Source organism: Acrocarpospora catenulata, assembly GCF_018476525.1.
Lineage (GTDB): Bacteria > Actinomycetota > Actinomycetes > Streptosporangiales > Streptosporangiaceae > Acrocarpospora > Acrocarpospora catenulata.
Genome location: NZ_JAHCST010000008.1, coordinates 21540 through 39129, shown reverse-complemented (window position 1 = coordinate 39129; position 17590 = coordinate 21540). Strand labels below are relative to the sequence as shown.

Below are 17590 nucleotides of genomic sequence, written 5' to 3'. Positions count from 1 at the left end.
GGTTTTCCCCCGAACGGTCATGGATCAGTAGCCGGCGACGTCAGGCCAGCGCAGCTCGACGCCGTCGCCGGTCAGGCGCCGCTGGAAGTCCGCCAGGAGGGTCTCCTTCTCCTTGACGGCATGCGGGGTGGTGGCCCGGTCCAGGCAGAACGCGGCCAGCGCGCCCGCGGCCTCGCCCGCGTTCCACTCCACCGGGTGCAACCGGTAGGCGCCGTTGGTGATATGGGTGGTGCCGATGTTCTTGCCCGCGGCCAGGAGATTGGTCATGCGGCGTGGGATGAGGGCGCCCAGCGGGATCTCGAACGGCGAGCAGCCCACGTCGATGTAGTTGTCGCCGCCGGTCGAGGGGTGCAGGTCGATGCGGTACATGCCGACGCCGACCGAGTCGGCGTAGGAGACCGCGCCCTTGTCGCCGCGCACGGCCAGGGACAGGTCCTGCTCGGTGACGGTGTACAGGGCCCGGATGCGGCGGGACTCGCGGATGTAGGCCGCCTGCGCCAAGCCGTCGGCGCCGCCGGTGACGTCGCCGCGTAGCCGCAGGCCCGGGTAGCCGGTGCCGCCGTCGGCGCGCGGCGCCTCGGTCTGCAACCAGTAGAAGACCGAGCGCGACAGCTCGCGGGCCGCTGTCAGGTGTCTGCCGGCGTCCGGCACGTCGATGACCGGGCCCTCCAGATAGTCGATCATCGGCCAGTTGACGAGGGTGATGTCGCTGGCGTACGCGCCCTGCGTGAAATTGCGGCGCGCGGCGATCCTGCGGAAGGTCCACAGATTGGCATCGCCCGGATTGACGCGCTGGTCGGCCTCGACGAGTTGGGGGTCGTCGTCGGGATTGGGCGTGAAGGAACGCTCCATGATCGCGAGGGTGCGCGGGTTCGGGCACCGCCACGACAGCAGCTTGTCGCCCCAGAAGGGCGGCTCGTATGCCCGCCAGAAGTCGTAGGAGGCGGGCCGATCGATCGTGTGGTCGCCGTCGACGTGGTCGATCGCGAAGCAGACGGAGACGGCCTGCATGTTCAGCGGTTGCGCCTCGCCGGGCGCGCTCGGCTCGCCCGTTTCCGACTGTGACTCGAATCCGGTGACGTACTCGGTGCCCGTCAGGGGCAACAGTTCGCCGGTCTCGGTCGCGTCCAGTATGTACGGCGCGCGCAGCACGACCTGCTCGGCGTCATCGTCGCGGTGCGCCAGCCGTACCGACGTGACGCGGTCGCCGTCCACCTCCGCACCCACCGGCCGGTACGGCTGCAGCACCCGCAACCGGCCCGAGCCCCGGTAGGGGGCGAGCATCGCCTCGATCACCGCGACCGCGACCCTGGGCTCGTGGCACAGACGGCTTACGTGACCGGCTCCGGGGTTCAGTTCCCGCTGCGCCCGCGCCCGTTCGGTGAGCGGGTAGTGATCGCGGTAGTAGCGCCGGATGCCTTCGCGCAGCGCCCGGTAGCTCGCCGTGACACCGAACCGCTCCACCCAGGAGTGCTCGTCGGGCGGGACGGCCTGGCTGGTGAGCTGGCCGCCGAGCCAGTCATGCTCCTCCGTGAGGACCACCGTACGGCCGGCCCGCAGCAGGGCCAGCGCGGCGGCGACACCGCCCAGGCCGCCGCCGACCACGACCGCGTCCGCCGATATCTCAACCACGTGGGCGTCTCCTTCACATTCCGGAGGCCGGAGCCAGCGTGCTGCCGGCGACCAGCTCGCAGGGGAGCAGTTCTTGCGGGGTTCCGCCGCTCTCCAGCACGCCGACCAGCAGTTGTACGGCTCTGCGGCCCATCTCGCGCCTGGGGATGCGGAATCCCGTGAAGTCGGTGTCAACCTGGGTGAACGCGCCGAGGGTGAGGATGGACAGATCACGGGGGATCTCCATGCCGCGCTCCTTGGCCGCTCCGGCGAGCGCGACGCAGTCGGCGTACTCCTCGACGAAGACCGCCGTCACCCCGGCCGCGACCAGGTCCTCCAGGGGCGCCTCCGGCGGGAGGTGACGGCCCTCGGCACCGTTGGCCGCCACACCCTCGTAGAACCCGCGCAGCCGGTCGGCCCTGGACTCGCCGCCCGTGCCCGCCCCGACGTAGGCCAAGCGCCGATGGCCGAGAGCCACCGCCCGCTCGACCAACGCCCGGACCGCCGGTGGATAGTCGGCCCCCACGTACGGCACCGGCCCGCCCGCGTCGTCGCGGCGGCCGACGGAGACGAACGGGATCCCTTCCGCCAGCAGCCGGGCCAGGTCGTCACGATCGACCGTACGGCCGAGCAGCACGCAGCCGTCGGCCAGCCGCACGCGGCTCTCCTCGTTGAAGATCTGCCGTCGCGCCCCCGAGGCCGCCCTGGCGCTGGTGAACAGCAGCAGGTCGCAGCCGATCTCCTCGGCGCACTCCTCGATGCCCACCAGGAACGGATAGTAGAAGTCGGCGCTCTCGGCGGGAAAGACCGCCTCGTAGGTGAACACGCCGAGGATGCGGTTGCGGCCGTCGGCGAGCCGCCGTGCGACGGGATCGGCCACATAACCGGTCTCCCTGATCACCCGCAGGACCCTTTCGCGAGTCTCCGGGGCGATCCGCGCCTCGGCGTCGCCGCGCTTGTTGAGCACGAGGGACACCGTCGTCTGGCTCACGCCGGCCATCTTGGCGATGTCCTGCTGCGTGAGACGTCGGCCCGGGCCAGTCACCGTACGTGTCCTCCCATGATCCAGTAATGCGCATTAGCGGCTTGGTGAGGCCCTATCTTCCGCACGACACCCCGTACCGTCAAGTGGGGATTTTTCCTGAAGTAATTCGCATTAGCATCTTGACGCGGCGTTCCGCCGGGGCGAGCGTGTGAATCCGCACCACGACGCAGCGTGAAGGAGCCGACGTGGACACTCCCCACCCATTAATCCGACGGCGGACCGTGTTGCTGGGCGCGGCCGCGGGCGTGGCCGCAAACCTGGGGCTCGCACCGGCCGCGCGCGCGGCGGCGGGCCCGGCCGGGATGCCGACCTACCGGTACCTGCGCGACGCGCTGGCCCTGCCGCTGAGCTACAACCCGACGGGGGAGTTCATCTTCCCCTGCATCAGAGGGATGTACGACAAGCTGAGCAATCCCCGAGCACGGTACTACCTCTACTACGCCCCGCATGAGAATCCGGGCGGCATCTGCGTGGCCTTCGCCAACTCCCTGGCAGGCCCCTTCGACGACTACTCGGGCAACCCGCTCATCGACAACCGCCTGCCGACCACCACGGTCTCGCACGTGTCCTCACCCCATGTGACCTGGGACGCCGCGACCCGGCAGTTCTTCTGCTACTTCCACGGCGAGAACTTCACCACGCGCGTGGCCCGCTCCACCGACGGCATCACCTTCACCAACGAGACCCCGATCCTCAGCACTCGCCTGGTGCCCGGCACGTCCGAGACCTCCTACGCGCGGGTCTTCGAGCATCCGCTGCCCGGCCGGAACAACAAATACGTGATGATCTTCATGGGGGTACGCAACGGCCGCCGCATCTTCTACGGCTGGTCGCCCAACGGCTGGGACGGCTGGCAGTTCAGCGCGACCCCACTGGTGAACCCCGAACCCGACGGCCTGACCGACATCTCCGGCCCTCACCTCGTCAAACGCAACGGAACGACTTACGTGGCCTATCACGGCAACGACGGCAGGATGCGAATCACCGAGGTCGGCAACGCATTCGACAAGGAGACCCACCTCGGCGTCTTCCACTCCCCGATCGCCTCCGACAACGGCAGGGTGGCAGCACCGTCGTTCGGCACCCAGGACGGGGTGCAGTACATGTTCTACGAGGCGGGGCCACGACTGAACGCACGCATCTGCATCGCCCGCGCGGTCTGAGTCTTCTGGCTCAGAGCGGTGATGGCATCGCCGACCTCCCGTTGCGGCGAGCTTCCGATCCAGGTGGGATAGTACGCCAAGCGTTGCGCACGTATTCGACACGGGTAATCGAGGACCTCAGGTGGGTCTCTGGCTCACTCGGCGTGGCTGTAGTAGGTCGGCGATGGTCTCGATGCCGTCGGAGATGGCGGCTGTAGTCAGGTTGCCGAATCCGAGTACGAGTTGTGGGGGCCGTGGGTGCTGGTCCATGCGGTAGGTGCTCATTCCGTACAGTCCGACGGACCGACGGCGTGCGGCCGCGATTATGGCACGCTCGTCGGCGTCGGTTGGTAGCTGGGCGACGGTGTGGAACCCGGCGGCCAGCCCGCGCAGTTCGATGTTGGGTGCGTGTCGTTGGATCGCTTCGAGGAGGGCGGCGCGGCGGGCGGCGTAGCGCTGCCGCATGTGGCGCAGGTGGCGGTCGTAGCGGCCGGACTTCAGCAGGTCGGCGAGCGCGAGTTGGTCGATGACCGGTGAGCCGCGGTCGGCGAGCTCCTTGTAGCGGACGACATCGGGAGTCAGGTGAGGTGGGCTGATAATCCAGCCGAGTCGCAGGGCCGGCGCCAGTGACTTGCTGACGGAGCCGAGGAGCGCGACCCGGTCTGGGGCGAGGCCCTGTAGCGCGCCGACGGGTTCGCGGTCGTAGCGGAACTCGGCGTCGTAGTCGTCCTCGATGATCGTCGCGGTCCGTGCCGTAGCCCAGTTAATCAGGGCTTGTCGCCTGTCAGGGGCGAGCACAACGCCGGTGGGCGATTGGTGGGCGGGTGTGAGCACGACGGCGCGTGCGTCGGTGGCAGCGAGTGCGTCGGTGTCGATGCCGCGCTCGTCGACCGGGACCGCGATGACGTCGAGGCCCAGCATCGCGGCGATGGTGCGGTGGTCAGGGTCGCTGGGGTCCTCGAAGGCCACGACGCGTACGCCCTGGCTCGCCAGAGACCGCAGGACGAGCTGGAGCCCTTGTGCGTAGCCCGCGCAGATGACGGTGTGACCGGGGTCGGTGCAGGCGCCGCGGACTCGCCGCAGATAGGCGGCGAGCACGTCGCGCAGTGTCGGATCGCCGTGCGGGTCGGGGCAGCCGAGCAGGTCGCTGGGCGCGTCGCGGCAGGCACGGCGAAGGGCGCCGCTCCAGTACTCGCGCGGGAAGCTCGACAGGTCGGGTACGCCGGGTCGGAAGTCGATTCTGGCGGGCTCGATGGCGGTGGCTGACGGAAGCGCGGCCGTGTACGGACGCGCGGTGGCGGCAACCCGGGTGGCCGAGCCGCCGCGGCTGACCAGATAGCCCTCTGCCTGCAGTTGCGCGTAGCACTCGGTCACCAGGCCGCGAGAGATGCCGAGGTCGCGGGACAGGGCACGGGATGAGGGCAGTCGCTCTCCGGCAGCGAGCCGACCGGCCCGGATGGCCTCCCGCAATGCGCGTTCGAGTTGGTCGCGCAGGGGTTCGGGTCGGTTCCGGTCGACCTGCAACAGGAGCTGTGGTCCGGAACCGGTCCAGTCGATCAGCATGAAACTGGACCTTACTGATGAACCGGATCCCGTCCTACGGTCGGCTTATGGATCATCAGGAGGTCGCCGCCGGTAGGGAAGCTTCGGTGGGCAGGGTCGAGGTTCGTCTCGGGGATGTCGTGGATCGGCAACCCATCCTGACCCGTCCGATGGTTCTGTTGCTGATCACGTCGGTGTGTTCTCCCGGGAGCTTCTATCTGCTGATGTCGGTCGTCCCCCTGTATGTGGGCACGGCCGGGGTGGGCGGCGTGGGCGCGGGCATGTCCACCGGCGCACTGATGCTGGGGACCGTGCTGATGGAGTTCGCAGTGCCGGGCCTGCTGCACAGGTACGGGTACCGCGCCGTGATGGCCGCAGGCCTGCTTCTGCTCGGGGCGCCTGCGTTGGTACTGGTGGCATCCTCCGCGCTGCCGTTGGTGCTGGGTGTCTGCTTGGTGCGTGGCGCAGGGCTCGGCATTGTCGTTGTGGCCGGCGCGGCCCTCGTCGCCGAACTCGTGCCGACCGATCGCCGCGGCGAGGGGCTGGGGTTGTACGGCGCAGCCGTCGGGGTCCCGTCCATCGTGTGCCTGCCGTTGGGTCTGTGGCTGGTCGGGAGCGTCGGGTACGGGCCGGTGTTCATCACCGGGGCGGCGCTGTCGTTGCTCACGCTGGCCGTCGTACCTGGCCTGCCGGCCCGGTCGGCTCGGATCGAGCACGGCAGCGTTCTCGGCGCCCTTCTTATCCGTGGGCTCGCCAGGCCGACGGTCATCTTCGCCGCCGTGACACTGGCGGCCGGCGCCCTGCTGACCTTCCTCCCCATGACCGTACCGGCCGAGTCGCATCAGGTGGCCGCAGGGGCTCTGCTCGTGCAGTCCTGCGCTGCACCGCTCGCACGCTGGGGCGCGGGCTGGTACGGCGACCGTCATGGCTCTGCCCGCTTACTCGTCCCCGCAGTGCTCGCGGCCACCGTTGGCACGGCCGTGCTCATCTGGGCGGGCAGCCCGATCGCGGTGATGGCCGGCATGGGGCTGTTCGGGCTCGGGTTCGGCCTGGCCCAAAACGTGACGCTGGCACTGATGTTCGAGCGCGCCTCCGAGTCCGACTTCGGTCGGGTAAGCGCGCTGTGGAACCTCGCCTACGACGGCGGGATGGGCGTCGGGGCAGTCATGTTCGGCCTCCTGACCGTGCCGATGGGCTATCCCCTGGGATTCGCCGTCATCGCGATCGTGCTGTTCACCGCGCTGGCCCCCGCGTGGCTCGACCGTAGGGCCGACATCACTTGACGGTCGCTTCAGCCACGCCCCCGTTGATACCGCAAGGAACGAGCGAAAAGGACAACCTCATGGAAAACGTCGTGCTGAACATGAGTGTGTCAGTGGACGGCTTCAGCGCCGGACCCGATGTGACTGTCGAGCACCCCATGGGCGAAGGCGGCGAGCGGCTCCACGAGTGGCTGTTCAACAGCAGTTCGGATCGGACTGTAGCCGCTGACGGCACATCACCGAATGGAGTGGACGCCCAGGTCGCACAGGAGATTTTCGCATCGACCGGAGCCGTTGTGGTGGGCAGACGCACGTTTGACGTGGGAGTGGGGCTGTGGGGGGACACCCCGTTCCCCGTGCCCTGCTTCGTGCTCACTCATCAAGCCCGCGAACAGTTGGCCATGAAAAGCGCAGCGTTCACCTTCGTCACCGACGGCATCGAGAGCGCGCTCCGGCAGGCCCAAGCGGCGGCGCGCGACAAGAACGTCCTCATCATGGGCGGGGCGAACACCGCACAGCAGTTCGTGAGGGCCGGACTCGTGGACGAGATTCAGATTCAACTGGTGCCCGTGCTGCTCGGTTCAGGCACCCGGCTGTTCGACCACCTGGGCACCAATCACATCGAGCTGGAACGAAATAGGTTGATCGAGTCACCGCACGTGACACACCTGCGATTCCGCGTGGCGAGGTAGCCGGCTGGCCCAAGCCCGCCAGCCGCGCCGAGCAGCGCGACTGATCCGTCTTGAGCTGTACGGAGATCAGAAAGGCCACCTCCGGTGATCGGAAGTGGCCCTTGAGCTGGGCGCGGCCGAGAGGACTCGAACCCCTAACCTTCTGATCCGTAGGTCCAAAACGATCGCCAAGTTCGTTCACCGCCCTGGTTGTCAACGACCTGGCTGTTCAGATCCGTCCAACTCGGTTCGTGATCGTTCACCCGGGTGGCTCCCAAAGACCTGTGTCCTACAGGCATCGAAGCCAGGCGACCAGTGGATATCCGCCCCCGTTCGGTAACTCTATCCATCGATAACCCGCCTCGACCCGGGCGCTGATATTCCTGGTCTCTCCTTCTCCCCACAGGCATGCAGGGCGATCACCGGTGTGGAGCATGCCGTCGCGATCAGTCCATGGCACCTCGGCTGGAAGCTGCATGGTCTGCCCGCCGTCTGGGGTGAATGAGCCGCCACTGCCGTCGGCAACGAGTTGGGCATATCCCTCAGCGATGATCAGCGAGACCTTTCCGATGGGTAGGTTCTGCGCCACCACGCCCCCGACAAGGACGGCGCCAACCACCATCATGATGAGAAAAGCAGGCCGTATCGAAACTTCGCGTGTGAGTGAACGGGGCCAGCGCCGGGGGAGCGACATGTCGGGACTGTAGCGCGCTGCGAATCTGGTCAACAGGCTGTGCGCTTCCTGGCTGATCGGCAGAGAGGAAGACGGCACACCCCTTCGGCCGAGAGTCCACGGGCCCGAGTGGACTTTCAAGAGCTGACGTTATGTAGTTTCTCCGTCGCGGTCAGATGACGAATGGACGGACGTTTTCTGAAGACCTGGTGAGAATGCGCGGCTCCACCGGATCTGCCGCCGCAGGCCCCACGCCACCAGGACCGTGGCCACCAGAGTGATCCCCGTCGACACCAGCCCGACCTCGTGGAATCCCGCCGGTCCCACCATCAGCTCCGGCCCCGACCGCTGGAGGGCCTCATACAGGTGCCCCTGGGACCAGTTCCACCCCCAGTGCAGGCCGATGGCCGCCCAAAGGGAGCCCGTGCCCACTCGTACGGCGGTGAACAGGAACGTGATCACCACGCAGCCCGTGATGACGCCAGGCGCCCACGCTGCCGGGGCGGACTGGAGGTGCAACGCGCCGAAGACCAGCCCGGTGATCAAAGCCACGAGCCAGAGCGGCAGCCGTTCGCCCAGGTTGGCGAGGAAATACCCACGGAACGCCACTTCCTCCGCAAACCCGACGCCCAGCGACGCGGCGAAGCTCATCAGGAACAGCCACGGATCCCAGGCACCAACGACGTCCCGCCACCCGGCCGACCACTCCACCAGCGTGATCAGCCCGACGAGTCCGAACCCGGCCAGGCAACCGGCCAGCAGCAGCCCCGCCCCTGGTCCCGAGAGCCCGATGCCCTCCCATGAGCGGCGGTCGAGCCACCGCCGGAACACCCAGGTCATGCCCGCGAGCAGGGGGACGACCAGCACCAGGAAGACGAGCCGGCGCGCGGCCATCGGGGCCGGGATCGCCTCAGTGACCGCTTGCAGGGCCACGACCAGCACGAAGTACGCGACGAAGTACAGCAGCAGCCGGAGCGGAAGGCGGAGGCGCTGCTCGGAGTCGAGGAACATGACACCTGCGTAGCCCGAACCAGACCCCGCCGACATTCCCCCAAGTGGGGGAGATCCGGCGGATCCCCCATCTGAGGGGCCTGGTACGCCGTGCGAACCGGGCGCGACAATGGTCTCGTGCCACACCGCTGGGTGATCCTGGCGCTCCTCGCCGCCACTCCCCTCCCCCTCGTCCTGGGGCCGGGGCTGAAGACGACGTTCTATCTTGGCGACGTCTGGAACGTTCGCCCGTATCCGTTGCTGCCCGTCCTCGTACTGGCCGAGTTGGTACCGCTCTGGTGGTCGCGCGGCCGCCCCGTGGCCGCGCTCGCCGCGACCGGCACGGCCTTCCTGACCGGCCAGGCATTCGATCTGCCGTCGACCACGGCCGACCTGGGACTGCTGGTGGCGCTGTTCATGGTGGGAGCCCATGCCCGCCGCAGGGACGCGCTGCTCACGATGGGCGTGACCGCGGCGATGCTCGCGGCGTTCATGGTGGCCGCCAACGCGACGGCCGCCCGGCTCATCGGCGACGTGCTCACCGCGCTGGTTGTCGGCACCGCCATCGCGGCCCTGCCAACGCTGCTCGGGTGCTCCTTCGCCGCAGTACGGCACGTGCCCGCACAACCGCCGGAACCCGCTGGGTCACCCCTGACCAGGCGGGAACTGGACATCCTCCAGATGGTCTCCGAAGGAATGACGAACGCGGAGATCGCCGACCACCTCGTCATCGGACGGGAGACGGTCAAGACCCATGTGCGGAACATCCTGGCCAAACTGGGTGCCCGTGACCGTACGCATGCGGTCACGATTGCCCACCGCGGCAACCTGCTCGGGTGAGCGGCAAATTTATGTCGGCAGGCAGGACGAAGATCCGCAGGAAGCTCCAGGACCCGTCCGATGGTGCCCTAGACGCTGGCGCCCACCGTGGCATCACAGCTCCGTTGACGATCGGGCCGAAGAATGTAGCGGCCGGCGATCGCTATGCCGCTCTCCTCGCCGGATAGATGAGAATGAGATCCACGCCTGGACGCGTATACAGGCGCAGCCGGTAGAGGCCGGGACCGCTGCGCGCGAGATTGGGGAAGCGCACCTTGCTCGCCGACAGCGTCTGCATGACCAGGCGACCCGATTCGCTGATGATGTCCGCCTCGACCACCTCGTCCCAGCCTTTGCCTCGCAGGGGTGGCGGGGCCGAGCGCAGCGCCTTCGCCGTGACGCAGGTCGCCCAGTCCTGGCTCGGTGTGAAGATCAGGGCCAGCTGACCGCTGGTTTCCAGAGTGTCGACCGATTCCGCATTCCAGATCACTTCGGAATCTTCCCCGGTGTCCGCTTCCGCGTCGTAGATGCCGTAGGGCTGGGTATCCCAGTCGTAATAGGACGCGGTCGCCTGGAACCGAGTACGTAGCGCGGGCCACGGGTCGCGGCACATGGCGTCCTCCTTGCGCGCCTCGCGCTTCAACTGTTCGCGCTCGATGTTCTCCTTCTCCGCCTGTTGCTGGTCGATCTGAGCGGACGACAGCAACAGATCCGGATATTTCCGTCCAATCACCTCCGGGCAGAGCAGCGCGAGCAGCGCGGGCCGAGCCTTGACCGGCTCCCCGGCTGCGAACCTGGTGCACGCATGCCAGCCCTTGCCGAGCAGTTCCTGGTCCGAGACATGCCGCCCAGGCTTGCTCACGCTGCACATGTAGGCCCGATCGCGCTTGTGGGCCGGGATATCCGCGACACGTGGCGGTTGCGACCACGCCAAACATTCCATGAACTCATCAAGCTCATCGCTCTGCCAGGTGTAGGTGAGATGTGCACGGCCCTCGGGTCCGACGACCATCAGCAGCAGGACCGTGGCCACAGCCACGACCGCTGTGGGCACTCGCAGAGGCGCCTTCTGCCTCGGCTCACGGTTCAGTTCATGCGCCGTGCGCGCCAGCCAGACGATGTAGAGCACATCCATCGCCTCGGCGATCGACTCGATCGTGCTCCCGCTCGTCAGGCCGTCAACGAGCTCTACCAGGAAAGCGCTCGCGAATATGCCCAGACCGATGAGGAGCGTCACCCGGCTCCAGCGTCCATCGCGCCGCTGGGCGAGCAGGAGCATCACCATCACGACGAACGTGGCCACTCCCGCGGCCATGACAGTCGCTTGGTAGGCCGGACTCACGAAGCGCTGGAGCTCTGAATCGTCCGCCAGGCCGCTCGCGAGCGATCTGGCCGGTTCCACCAGTCCGAGCAGAAGCAGAGCCAGTCGGAAGGGCCAACCTGACCCGGTCAGCACCACGGTGAGCAGCACGAGCGCAGGCACCCAGAGCACCAGCCCGATGACCGTTTCGACCAGGCCTGGGAGAAACGAGGGGATCAGCAGCCACATCACGTCGGCGTACAGCAGCAGCCGGAGCCAGGTGGCCGCCCGACGCATCGGCACGGCCATAGGCGCGGGTCCCCGCAAAACCTGCCACAGCATCCACGAGTTCACCAGACCAAGCAGCAGCAACCCCCCCAGCACCGGCACCAGAGGAGACTTCCCGATGATCTCGTCGGGCGGGTACCACATGGTGGCCAGCCATGCGGGTGTCGCGGTGCCGATCACCAGGCTGAGGATGATCAAACCTAGGGTGATGGCTAAGTAGGCAGAAGCCGCCAAACGGTGTATGCGCACAATGAGGGCTGATCGTAGTACGACCGAGCAATGCTCTCGCGGAGGTCCAGCGGGGGTTCCCGGAACACGCTTTGACCCTCGTCGTCTACTGGTTGTCTCCCCCGCATCACTCTGCTCGGCGTCCGATGTGCGGTGAAGGTCGGCCGGAACTGAATCGCTCCGGGTCTGATGGAGGTTCCACCGATCCCGGAAGGGTTCACCTCGTCAAGGTCTATGAGGGTGCTGTCGATATCGAAGAGCGCAAGCCGCTGCCCTCCGCTTCTTCGGGCCGTTCCCATGGATGAGCTGCAGTCCTAGCCGTATCAGTTCCCTGCCTTTGGGGGTCGAGCAGCGGCGCTGCCTGAGCGCGGCGTTCCCGAGGGAGCACTAAGCGAAGGCCGTACCGGAGCAGTTGAGGCACCGCCGCCTCGCCACGCGCGGCGCGACCAGGACACTCAGCAGATGACGGTGGATCCAACCCACACAGAAGTTCACATACGGCAGGATCTCCGTCATGACGTCGCTGCCCGCTCCCCCGGCTGACAGCCCGTGTTCCTGCTCCGCCACCGCCTCGGCGGACCCGCGGTTTGTCGCCTGGTGCCCCGAATGCCGATCGAACGTCGATCCCACGGCTGGCACACACACCGCGACCGACGCTCGGCTCGGACGCTCCGCCCGGCGGCAGGAGGCGCAACGGGCGGCCGACCGCGCGGTTGTCGAACGACTGTACGCGGAGGTCTCCGGCGAAGCGGGCCCGCGTCCCCGGCGCGACTGGGCCTGGTTCACCGCCATGACCGTCGCGGGAGCAGTGCACCTGACCACTGTCGTCCTTGCAACGGGTTCCGTCTGGCTGCTGGTCACCGGGACCTTCCTTATCCGTTTTCTCGGCGTGGTGGGGCTCGCCACCGCCGTTCTCCTCCGTCCACGCGTGGGCCGACTCCGGCGAGACGAATGGTCACTGAACCGCACCGAGGCACCTCACCTTTACGGCATCGCAGACCGGGTCGCCGCCGAGCTGGGAGTGCAGCCCATCGAGCTGATCCGGGCCACCCCGGAATTCAACGCCAGCTACGGCAAGATCGGGCTGCGCCAGCGCAGCGTCCTCACACTGGGCCTGGCCTTGTGGGAAGTACTGACTCCTCAAGAGCGCATCGCACTACTCGGACACGAGTTCGGACACGCCCTCAACGGTGACACCCGTCGCGGCCTGTGGCTTCACTCGGCCTCAGAGGCGCTGACCAGCTGGTACGAGTTCACCCAACCCGACAGAACCTCTACTACCGGGTCGGACCTCTTCACCATGTTCGGCCATGCAGCTGCCAAACTACTGCTGATCATTCCCCATAAGCTCACCGGTCTGATCCTGCTCCTGCTTCACCGCTGCACGCTGCGCACTGGCCAGCGCGCCGAATACCTGGCGGATGATCTGGCCGCGCGCGTCGCCTCGTCAGCGGCGACCCGGTCCATGCTGGAGGCGCTGGTCCTCGACGAGAGCGTGAAGCACCTGTTCCAGCGCCAGACAACCATCCACTGAACCTTTTTCATCCCCAGGTAGCTCGGTGGTTTTGAAGTACGGCGATGGCCTTGACCAGATGGCCGGCCTTGCTGGGGCTGCACCGTAGTTTCCGGAGGATGCGCCAACTCTTGAGCTGGGCGTTTGCGCGTTCGCCGGGTCCGCGGAGCTTGGCATGGGACCGGTTGGCCCGCTTCTGTGACTCGGGCTTGTTCTTGCCCTTGTACGGGGTAATCACCGTCTCGGCTTCCGCCCCCTGATAGGCCTTGTCCGCCAGGGTGATGATTCCAGCCTTGTCCAGTGCGCGCAGGATGCCCCAGATCCGGGCGGCGGTCAGATCGTGTGTCTTACCCGGCAACGCCCCCGACGTCCACACGATGGTGCCGTCCGGGCCGGCGATGACCTGGATGTTCATGCCGTGCACCCGGTGTTTGCCGGAGAAGTACGGGCGGTCGGCACGCACCCGGTCGGTCCGGATGAGGGTGCCGTCCAGCACCAGCAGATGCAGCCCGTCCTTCTTGGCCTTGCGTAACGCCGCCGTCAGCTTGGGCGAGCGCGCCGACAGCAGCGCAATGGTCTCGGTCACATACCGCCACGCGGTGGCCGCCGACACTCCGAAACCTGCCCCGACCTCGGCGAACGTCTCACCCTTACGCAGGTGGACCAGGACCAGGAGGGCCTGCCGGCCGGGGTTGAGCCGCCGCCAGGGCGAGCCGATCGCCTTGCGTCGCCTGCGGATCAGCCCGGCCACGTAGTTGAGCGTTGAAGACGACAAATCGACGGAAGCGCGATAGAACAGCATCCGAAGCTCCTGGTGGTGGCGGATGGATTGTGGTGATCAACCCGTCTACCAGGGGCTTCGCTACGTCATGGGGGCGAACTCCGGCATCGCGATCATGCTGTGACCAGCCCACCTGCCACAGGGGATGAAAAAGGTTCACTGGCAAAAACGCTCCTCGCGCATTAACTCCCGCCGGAGAGACGACTTCGCTCTCTGGCAGGAACTGCGGGATTACATCACCTCGATCCCCGAAACCGAACGCTTGCGGCGACTTCACCTATCGGCCTTACACATGACTTCCGTGGACGCGACCCACCCGCCCACCCATCTGCGTATCCAACTGGTCGATGCACGAAAGCCTCAAGAAGCCGCGATCACTCTCCAGGAGTCAGAGATCGCTGCCATTGAAAGCGAGCTAACGTCAGTCCGCGCTCGCGCGGCTCACGCCGTACTCACCTCAAACTACTGAGCACACCACATCTGCCACCTGCCGAACAGGGGGCAGCTCAGATCTCATGACATAGACATCTACACCCAGATACTCAGCCCGGAACCCGTAAGGCGCTTGACCGCTCGACCAGATCCTCAAACGATCAAGCGGCACATAGCTAATCTTCCGATACCGCAAAGGCCCTTTGGGATCATCCCAAAGGGCCTTTGCGCGTTGCGGCCCCCTCTCATAACCAAGGGGATATACCAGACTGTCTGTGATGGCCATTTCGCTTTTCGCTCTTTGTGATTCAAAGGAATGAGGCATCTGGCAGGTTGCCAGTCCGATGTCGTGCCGAACGTAGCGGAGGGCATATGACGCACCCTGTGAGTTGTGAGCGCGCCAAGGGACATGACTGCGGATGTTCCGCGTGCGGCGGGGCGCAGCACGGCTGGACGTACGGCCTCTTGTTGGCCCGTGACCCCTCTCCCGCTGCTCGTCAAGAGGCGAGAGACCGCAGCGACTCCAACTGGGCTGCAACCCAACCTCCTAGAGGGCAACGAGAGCCATCCAGGCGGAGAAAGGCAGCGGCCACTGACAGTGCCACAGTCGACCTCGTCGACTGGCTATCCGAAAACCCGGACGCCGTCGAAAAAATCCAGGAAGTGGGAAATATCCTAGCCGGCCCTGTAATCCAGGAGCTCGACAAGAGGTTCGGCGGTAGCAAGCCACGAGAGGCCCGAAGACGACTCACCGAACACTTCTGGTGCGATCTCCTAACAGCCTCGGCTGAAGCCATCGAGAAATTCACGAAAGCCCTGGACCGAATACCGGAGTACGTCACGACGGTCATCATGAAATCCCGTAAAGCCGAGGGTCGCGACCCTCTCCTTGAAGTACTGGTAGGCCTTGCCGTACGGACGGCGTGGGAGCCCATCAAAAGCATGGTCCACACGACCGGTGTCGAGGAACTGCAACGGACGTGCCGAATCCTCGCCGTCCTGATCTGCCCGGCACCCGAAAACCACAAGGCTGTTCAGAACGGCGCCCTACTTCCCTTGGCGAAAGAGGGGCTGTTGGAGACCAGCAAGGAGCGGCTTGAACAGGTCTTCCCTGCGGACTGGGTTCACCGCCTGCGGGAGGGCCTCGGCGGCGCCTGAGCCAGGCAGTCGGCGCCCCGGAGACACGAACCCGCTGAACTCGCAGAGACCGTCTGCATGCGACTGCGTAGCAGTACAACGATGCTGCGCAACCACGAAAAAGGCCCTCCAGGATGATCTTGGAGGGCCTTTGACCTGGAGCGCGGCCGAGAGGGCTCGAACTCTAACCTTCTGATCCGTAGAGGAAGGTTCAACCTTGTCCTACAGCAGCGCTGAGATGCATAAATGCCAGCACGTTGAGGCTGCCAACCAGCATTTGCGCACGTATTTGGCAGAGCCGATCTTGGGGCGACCACGCCAGCAGACGCAACCTCAACCCACCTGGAGACAACTACGACGTCAGGCCAGCCGCCATCGTTACAGATAGCGTCGAGTCGCCCCCGCAGAGCCTCCTGCGACTCGGCTGAGCAGCGACTTCGGCGCGAGCTTACCGACATGTAGTAGGTAGCTCGCAGGTGAAGGAATCAGCTTCTGGGCTCGCTCACGCCTAGCGGCGCGAACGACACCGAGAAGGCCGAATGCTACCGCCCCGGTGCCTGCAAGAATGGGTTGTCCTGCGGCAAGACCGCCGCCCAAGGCGGCCACAGAGGCAGGGAGTTCGAACTTAACGTTCAGTGCTCCGAAGCAGAGTCTATGCCGACGCCTCGCATGGCCTTCCTCAACTCTTCGAGAGGGCGCTCGAATCTCCGCTCGATCTCTTGGCGGAGATAGGCGTCGAGGATTCGGGGTTCGTTGACGTCGGCGAGGGCGTCGGCTAACTCCGTCGCGGTCGTGGTCACCAATTCGCCGAAGGCGTCGAAGTCGGCTCTGTACTTCTTCCGGAGAAGGACGATCTTCTTAGTGGGGATGTCGTTCAGGTTGGATGGAACAGCGACTTGGAGGGCCATGAAGGCGAGCCTGTCGCTCAGGTCCTTCGCTCGCCGCTCTGCTGGCTCTCCGCTGGGGGAGAGCAGGGCATCTGCGATCTGATCGGCAGTCCATTCATGGTCCGCTGATTGTGTTGCGATCTGGTCGGTTGTGGGCTGGAGTAGATTCTGCCGGGCAATCTCTTGGGTGAGAACACATTTGTAGACCCATGCGAACTGTGGCCGGACGGCTAACCAAGCCCTGGAACTACCTTCCTCCCGGCCCGCTTCGAAGGCAAGTTCCGCGCTAATGAGGCTTTCTCGAAGTGAGGGTTCGACTTCATTGAGAAGAATGCCAGTGAGTGGCAGTCGTGGAAACGGCTCGACTGGTTCAGCTTGAGCGTCGTCTTCATCGCCCCGCTGATCAAAGGTATCCGAAGGGCCCGGAGGGTACAGGCGTTCATTTGCCAGGAGAGAGGGAAGGATGAGTTCTCCCGAATGGGCAGAGCTCCAGTCTCCACGGCCAGGATGGGCCTGATATAGCATGCGTAGTCGCTCGGCGTGCTCTGCTAGGACCTCTTGGAACAGGAAGGACACATTTGCAGTTGCGGGCCCGGGTTGCATATGGATGAGGAAATCGAGCCCATCAGCGAGTGTCCGCGCCACCTCTGAGTCGCGCAGTTGGTATCCAGCTGGCACGATGCGCGCCATTTGGGGCCAGTACAGTGCTGCTGCCTTGAGCCACCGGTCGTTGCGGAAATGAATGTATGGATAGTAGAGACCGATTCGTTGCATGCCTCCATCTTCCATCAGATGGACATCGTTTCGATGGCGTTTCGGAAAGATCTTACTTTGCGCGCGGTGCGGGTCGCGGGCGGTCGGGCTACAGCAGAGTGAGGTGCAGGTACTGAAGCCGATCTGGTTAGAACGGCGGGTTATGGGGCCCGCACTTGGCGTTGTTCCAGCCCTGCAATGCGTCTTTCAGAATGGAGAAGATGCTACGGAGCCGAGTAACCGGGGCATCATCCAGTACTACCTGCTCGCCAGCGACGTGTTCCGCTTCGCCCGGCTCCGCTGGGTCATGGAAACCTCGCTGCTCAAGACGCTCGCCGGCAAGCACCGCTCGACCGTGACCGCCATGGCACGCAAGTTCAAGGCCAAGGTTGACACGCCCGCCGGGCCCCGCACCTGTTTGCAGGTCATCACCGAGCGTCCCGGCAGGAAGTCACTGGTCGCACGGTTCGGTGGCATTCCGCTGCGGCGAAACAGACATGCCCTGGTCATCGACAA

14 protein-coding genes and 1 pseudogene are annotated in these 17590 nt (G+C 65.8%); 7 read left to right on the top strand and 8 right to left on the bottom strand.

Translation table 11 applies throughout. The features are described from left to right. Positions 1 to 24 precede the first annotated feature (24 nt). Together KIP79_RS10325 and KIP79_RS10320 are read right to left on the bottom strand one after the other, a co-directional pair. A complete protein-coding gene (locus tag KIP79_RS10325; protein ID WP_214104497.1) occupies positions 25 to 1632 on the bottom strand; it encodes an FAD-dependent oxidoreductase in 1608 nt (535 codons plus the stop codon). Positions 1633 to 1645: 13 nt separating this feature from the next. Continuing rightward, positions 1646 to 2656, bottom strand: coding sequence for a LacI family DNA-binding transcriptional regulator (locus KIP79_RS10320; protein WP_308169653.1), 1011 nt, complete (start codon positions 2654 to 2656; stop codon positions 1646 to 1648). Between the two features lie 185 nt (positions 2657 to 2841). Here KIP79_RS10320 and KIP79_RS46725 point away from each other — a divergent pair, with 185 nt between their 5' ends. Next, positions 2842 to 3819 carry a hypothetical protein gene (locus KIP79_RS46725; RefSeq protein ID WP_308169652.1) on the top strand — a complete coding sequence of 326 codons (978 nt, stop codon included), beginning with the start codon at positions 2842 to 2844 and terminating at the stop codon, positions 3817 to 3819. 117 nt (positions 3820 to 3936) lie between these two features. On the opposite strand, the gene pdxR is transcribed toward KIP79_RS46725, so the two are convergent. Further along, the gene (pdxR, locus tag KIP79_RS10310) at positions 3937 to 5361 is read right to left on the bottom strand and encodes a MocR-like pyridoxine biosynthesis transcription factor PdxR (RefSeq protein ID WP_214104496.1); all 1425 of its coding nucleotides are present in this window, start codon (positions 5359 to 5361) and stop codon (positions 3937 to 3939) included. A gap of 47 nt (positions 5362 to 5408) precedes the next feature. Here pdxR and KIP79_RS10305 point away from each other — a divergent pair, with 47 nt between their 5' ends. Next, the gene (locus KIP79_RS10305) at positions 5409 to 6623 is read left to right on the top strand and encodes an MFS transporter (protein WP_214104495.1); all 1215 of its coding nucleotides are present in this window, start codon (positions 5409 to 5411) and stop codon (positions 6621 to 6623) included. Positions 6624 to 6682: 59 nt separating this feature from the next. Next, entirely contained in the window at positions 6683 to 7294 is a 612-nt protein-coding gene (locus KIP79_RS10300) for a dihydrofolate reductase family protein (protein WP_214104494.1), read from the top strand. A 268-nt stretch (positions 7295 to 7562) separates the two neighbouring features. Here KIP79_RS10300 and KIP79_RS10295 read toward each other — a convergent pair whose 3' ends face one another. Beyond that, positions 7563 to 7967: a hypothetical protein gene (locus tag KIP79_RS10295; RefSeq protein ID WP_214104493.1), complete on the bottom strand. Its 405-nt coding sequence runs from the start codon at positions 7965 to 7967 to the stop codon at positions 7563 to 7565. A gap of 129 nt (positions 7968 to 8096) precedes the next feature. Next, complete coding sequence (locus KIP79_RS10290) at positions 8097 to 8957, bottom strand: CPBP family intramembrane glutamic endopeptidase (RefSeq protein WP_214104492.1); 861 nt, start codon at positions 8955 to 8957, stop codon at positions 8097 to 8099. A gap of 117 nt (positions 8958 to 9074) precedes the next feature. Between KIP79_RS10290 and KIP79_RS49335 the strand changes: the two genes are divergently transcribed. Beyond that, positions 9075 to 9776, top strand: a complete 702-nt coding sequence (locus tag KIP79_RS49335) for a helix-turn-helix transcriptional regulator (RefSeq protein WP_214104491.1) — start codon at positions 9075 to 9077, stop codon at positions 9774 to 9776. Positions 9777 to 9918: 142 nt separating this feature from the next. Here the strand turns inward: KIP79_RS49335 and KIP79_RS10280 are convergent, their stop codons facing one another. Further along, positions 9919 to 11541, bottom strand: a complete 1623-nt coding sequence (locus tag KIP79_RS10280; protein ID WP_214104490.1) for a hypothetical protein — start codon at positions 11539 to 11541, stop codon at positions 9919 to 9921. Between the two features lie 544 nt (positions 11542 to 12085). Between KIP79_RS10280 and KIP79_RS10275 the strand changes: the two genes are divergently transcribed. Further along, positions 12086 to 13105 carry a M48 family metallopeptidase gene (locus KIP79_RS10275; RefSeq protein WP_214104489.1) on the top strand — a complete coding sequence of 340 codons (1020 nt, stop codon included), beginning with the start codon at positions 12086 to 12088 and terminating at the stop codon, positions 13103 to 13105. Positions 13106 to 13112: 7 nt separating this feature from the next. On the opposite strand, the gene KIP79_RS10270 is transcribed toward KIP79_RS10275, so the two are convergent. Further along, positions 13113 to 13886 carry a transposase family protein gene (locus KIP79_RS10270; RefSeq protein ID WP_214104488.1) on the bottom strand — a complete coding sequence of 258 codons (774 nt, stop codon included), beginning with the start codon at positions 13884 to 13886 and terminating at the stop codon, positions 13113 to 13115. A gap of 1074 nt (positions 13887 to 14960) precedes the next feature. Here KIP79_RS10270 and KIP79_RS10265 point away from each other — a divergent pair. After that, positions 14961 to 15455 carry a hypothetical protein gene (locus KIP79_RS10265; RefSeq protein ID WP_214104487.1) on the top strand — a complete coding sequence of 165 codons (495 nt, stop codon included), beginning with the start codon at positions 14961 to 14963 and terminating at the stop codon, positions 15453 to 15455. Positions 15456 to 16066: 611 nt separating this feature from the next. Here KIP79_RS10265 and KIP79_RS10260 read toward each other — a convergent pair. Next, positions 16067 to 17095 (bottom strand): DUF6236 family protein, encoded by a 1029-nt coding sequence (locus KIP79_RS10260; protein WP_214104486.1) that lies wholly within the window; start codon positions 17093 to 17095, stop codon positions 16067 to 16069. Between KIP79_RS10260 and KIP79_RS49330 the strand changes: the two are divergent. Then, positions 17094 to 17444 (top strand): annotated as a pseudogene (locus KIP79_RS49330) (group II intron reverse transcriptase/maturase); the annotation flags it as partial. The gene KIP79_RS10260 and the pseudogene KIP79_RS49330 overlap by 2 nt on opposite strands. Between the last annotated feature and the right edge of the window lie 146 nt (positions 17445 to 17590).

Excerpts from the sequence above, each read along its gene's own strand:
- pdxR (WP_214104496.1), bottom strand. The coding sequence starts at position 5,361 with ATGCTGATCGACTGGACCGGTTCCGGACCACAGCTCCTGTTGCAGGTC.
- KIP79_RS10305 (WP_214104495.1), top strand. The coding sequence starts at position 5,409 with ATGGATCATCAGGAGGTCGCCGCCGGTAGGGAAGCTTCGGTGGGCAGG.
- KIP79_RS10300 (WP_214104494.1), top strand. The coding sequence starts at position 6,683 with ATGGAAAACGTCGTGCTGAACATGAGTGTGTCAGTGGACGGCTTCAGC.
- KIP79_RS10295 (WP_214104493.1), bottom strand. The coding sequence starts at position 7,967 with ATGTCGCTCCCCCGGCGCTGGCCCCGTTCACTCACACGCGAAGTTTCG.
- KIP79_RS10290 (WP_214104492.1), bottom strand. The coding sequence starts at position 8,957 with ATGTTCCTCGACTCCGAGCAGCGCCTCCGCCTTCCGCTCCGGCTGCTG.
- KIP79_RS10275 (WP_214104489.1), top strand. The coding sequence starts at position 12,086 with ATGACGTCGCTGCCCGCTCCCCCGGCTGACAGCCCGTGTTCCTGCTCC.
- KIP79_RS10270 (WP_214104488.1), bottom strand. The coding sequence starts at position 13,886 with ATGCTGTTCTATCGCGCTTCCGTCGATTTGTCGTCTTCAACGCTCAAC.
- KIP79_RS10260 (WP_214104486.1), bottom strand. The coding sequence starts at position 17,095 with ATGCAACGAATCGGTCTCTACTATCCATACATTCATTTCCGCAACGAC.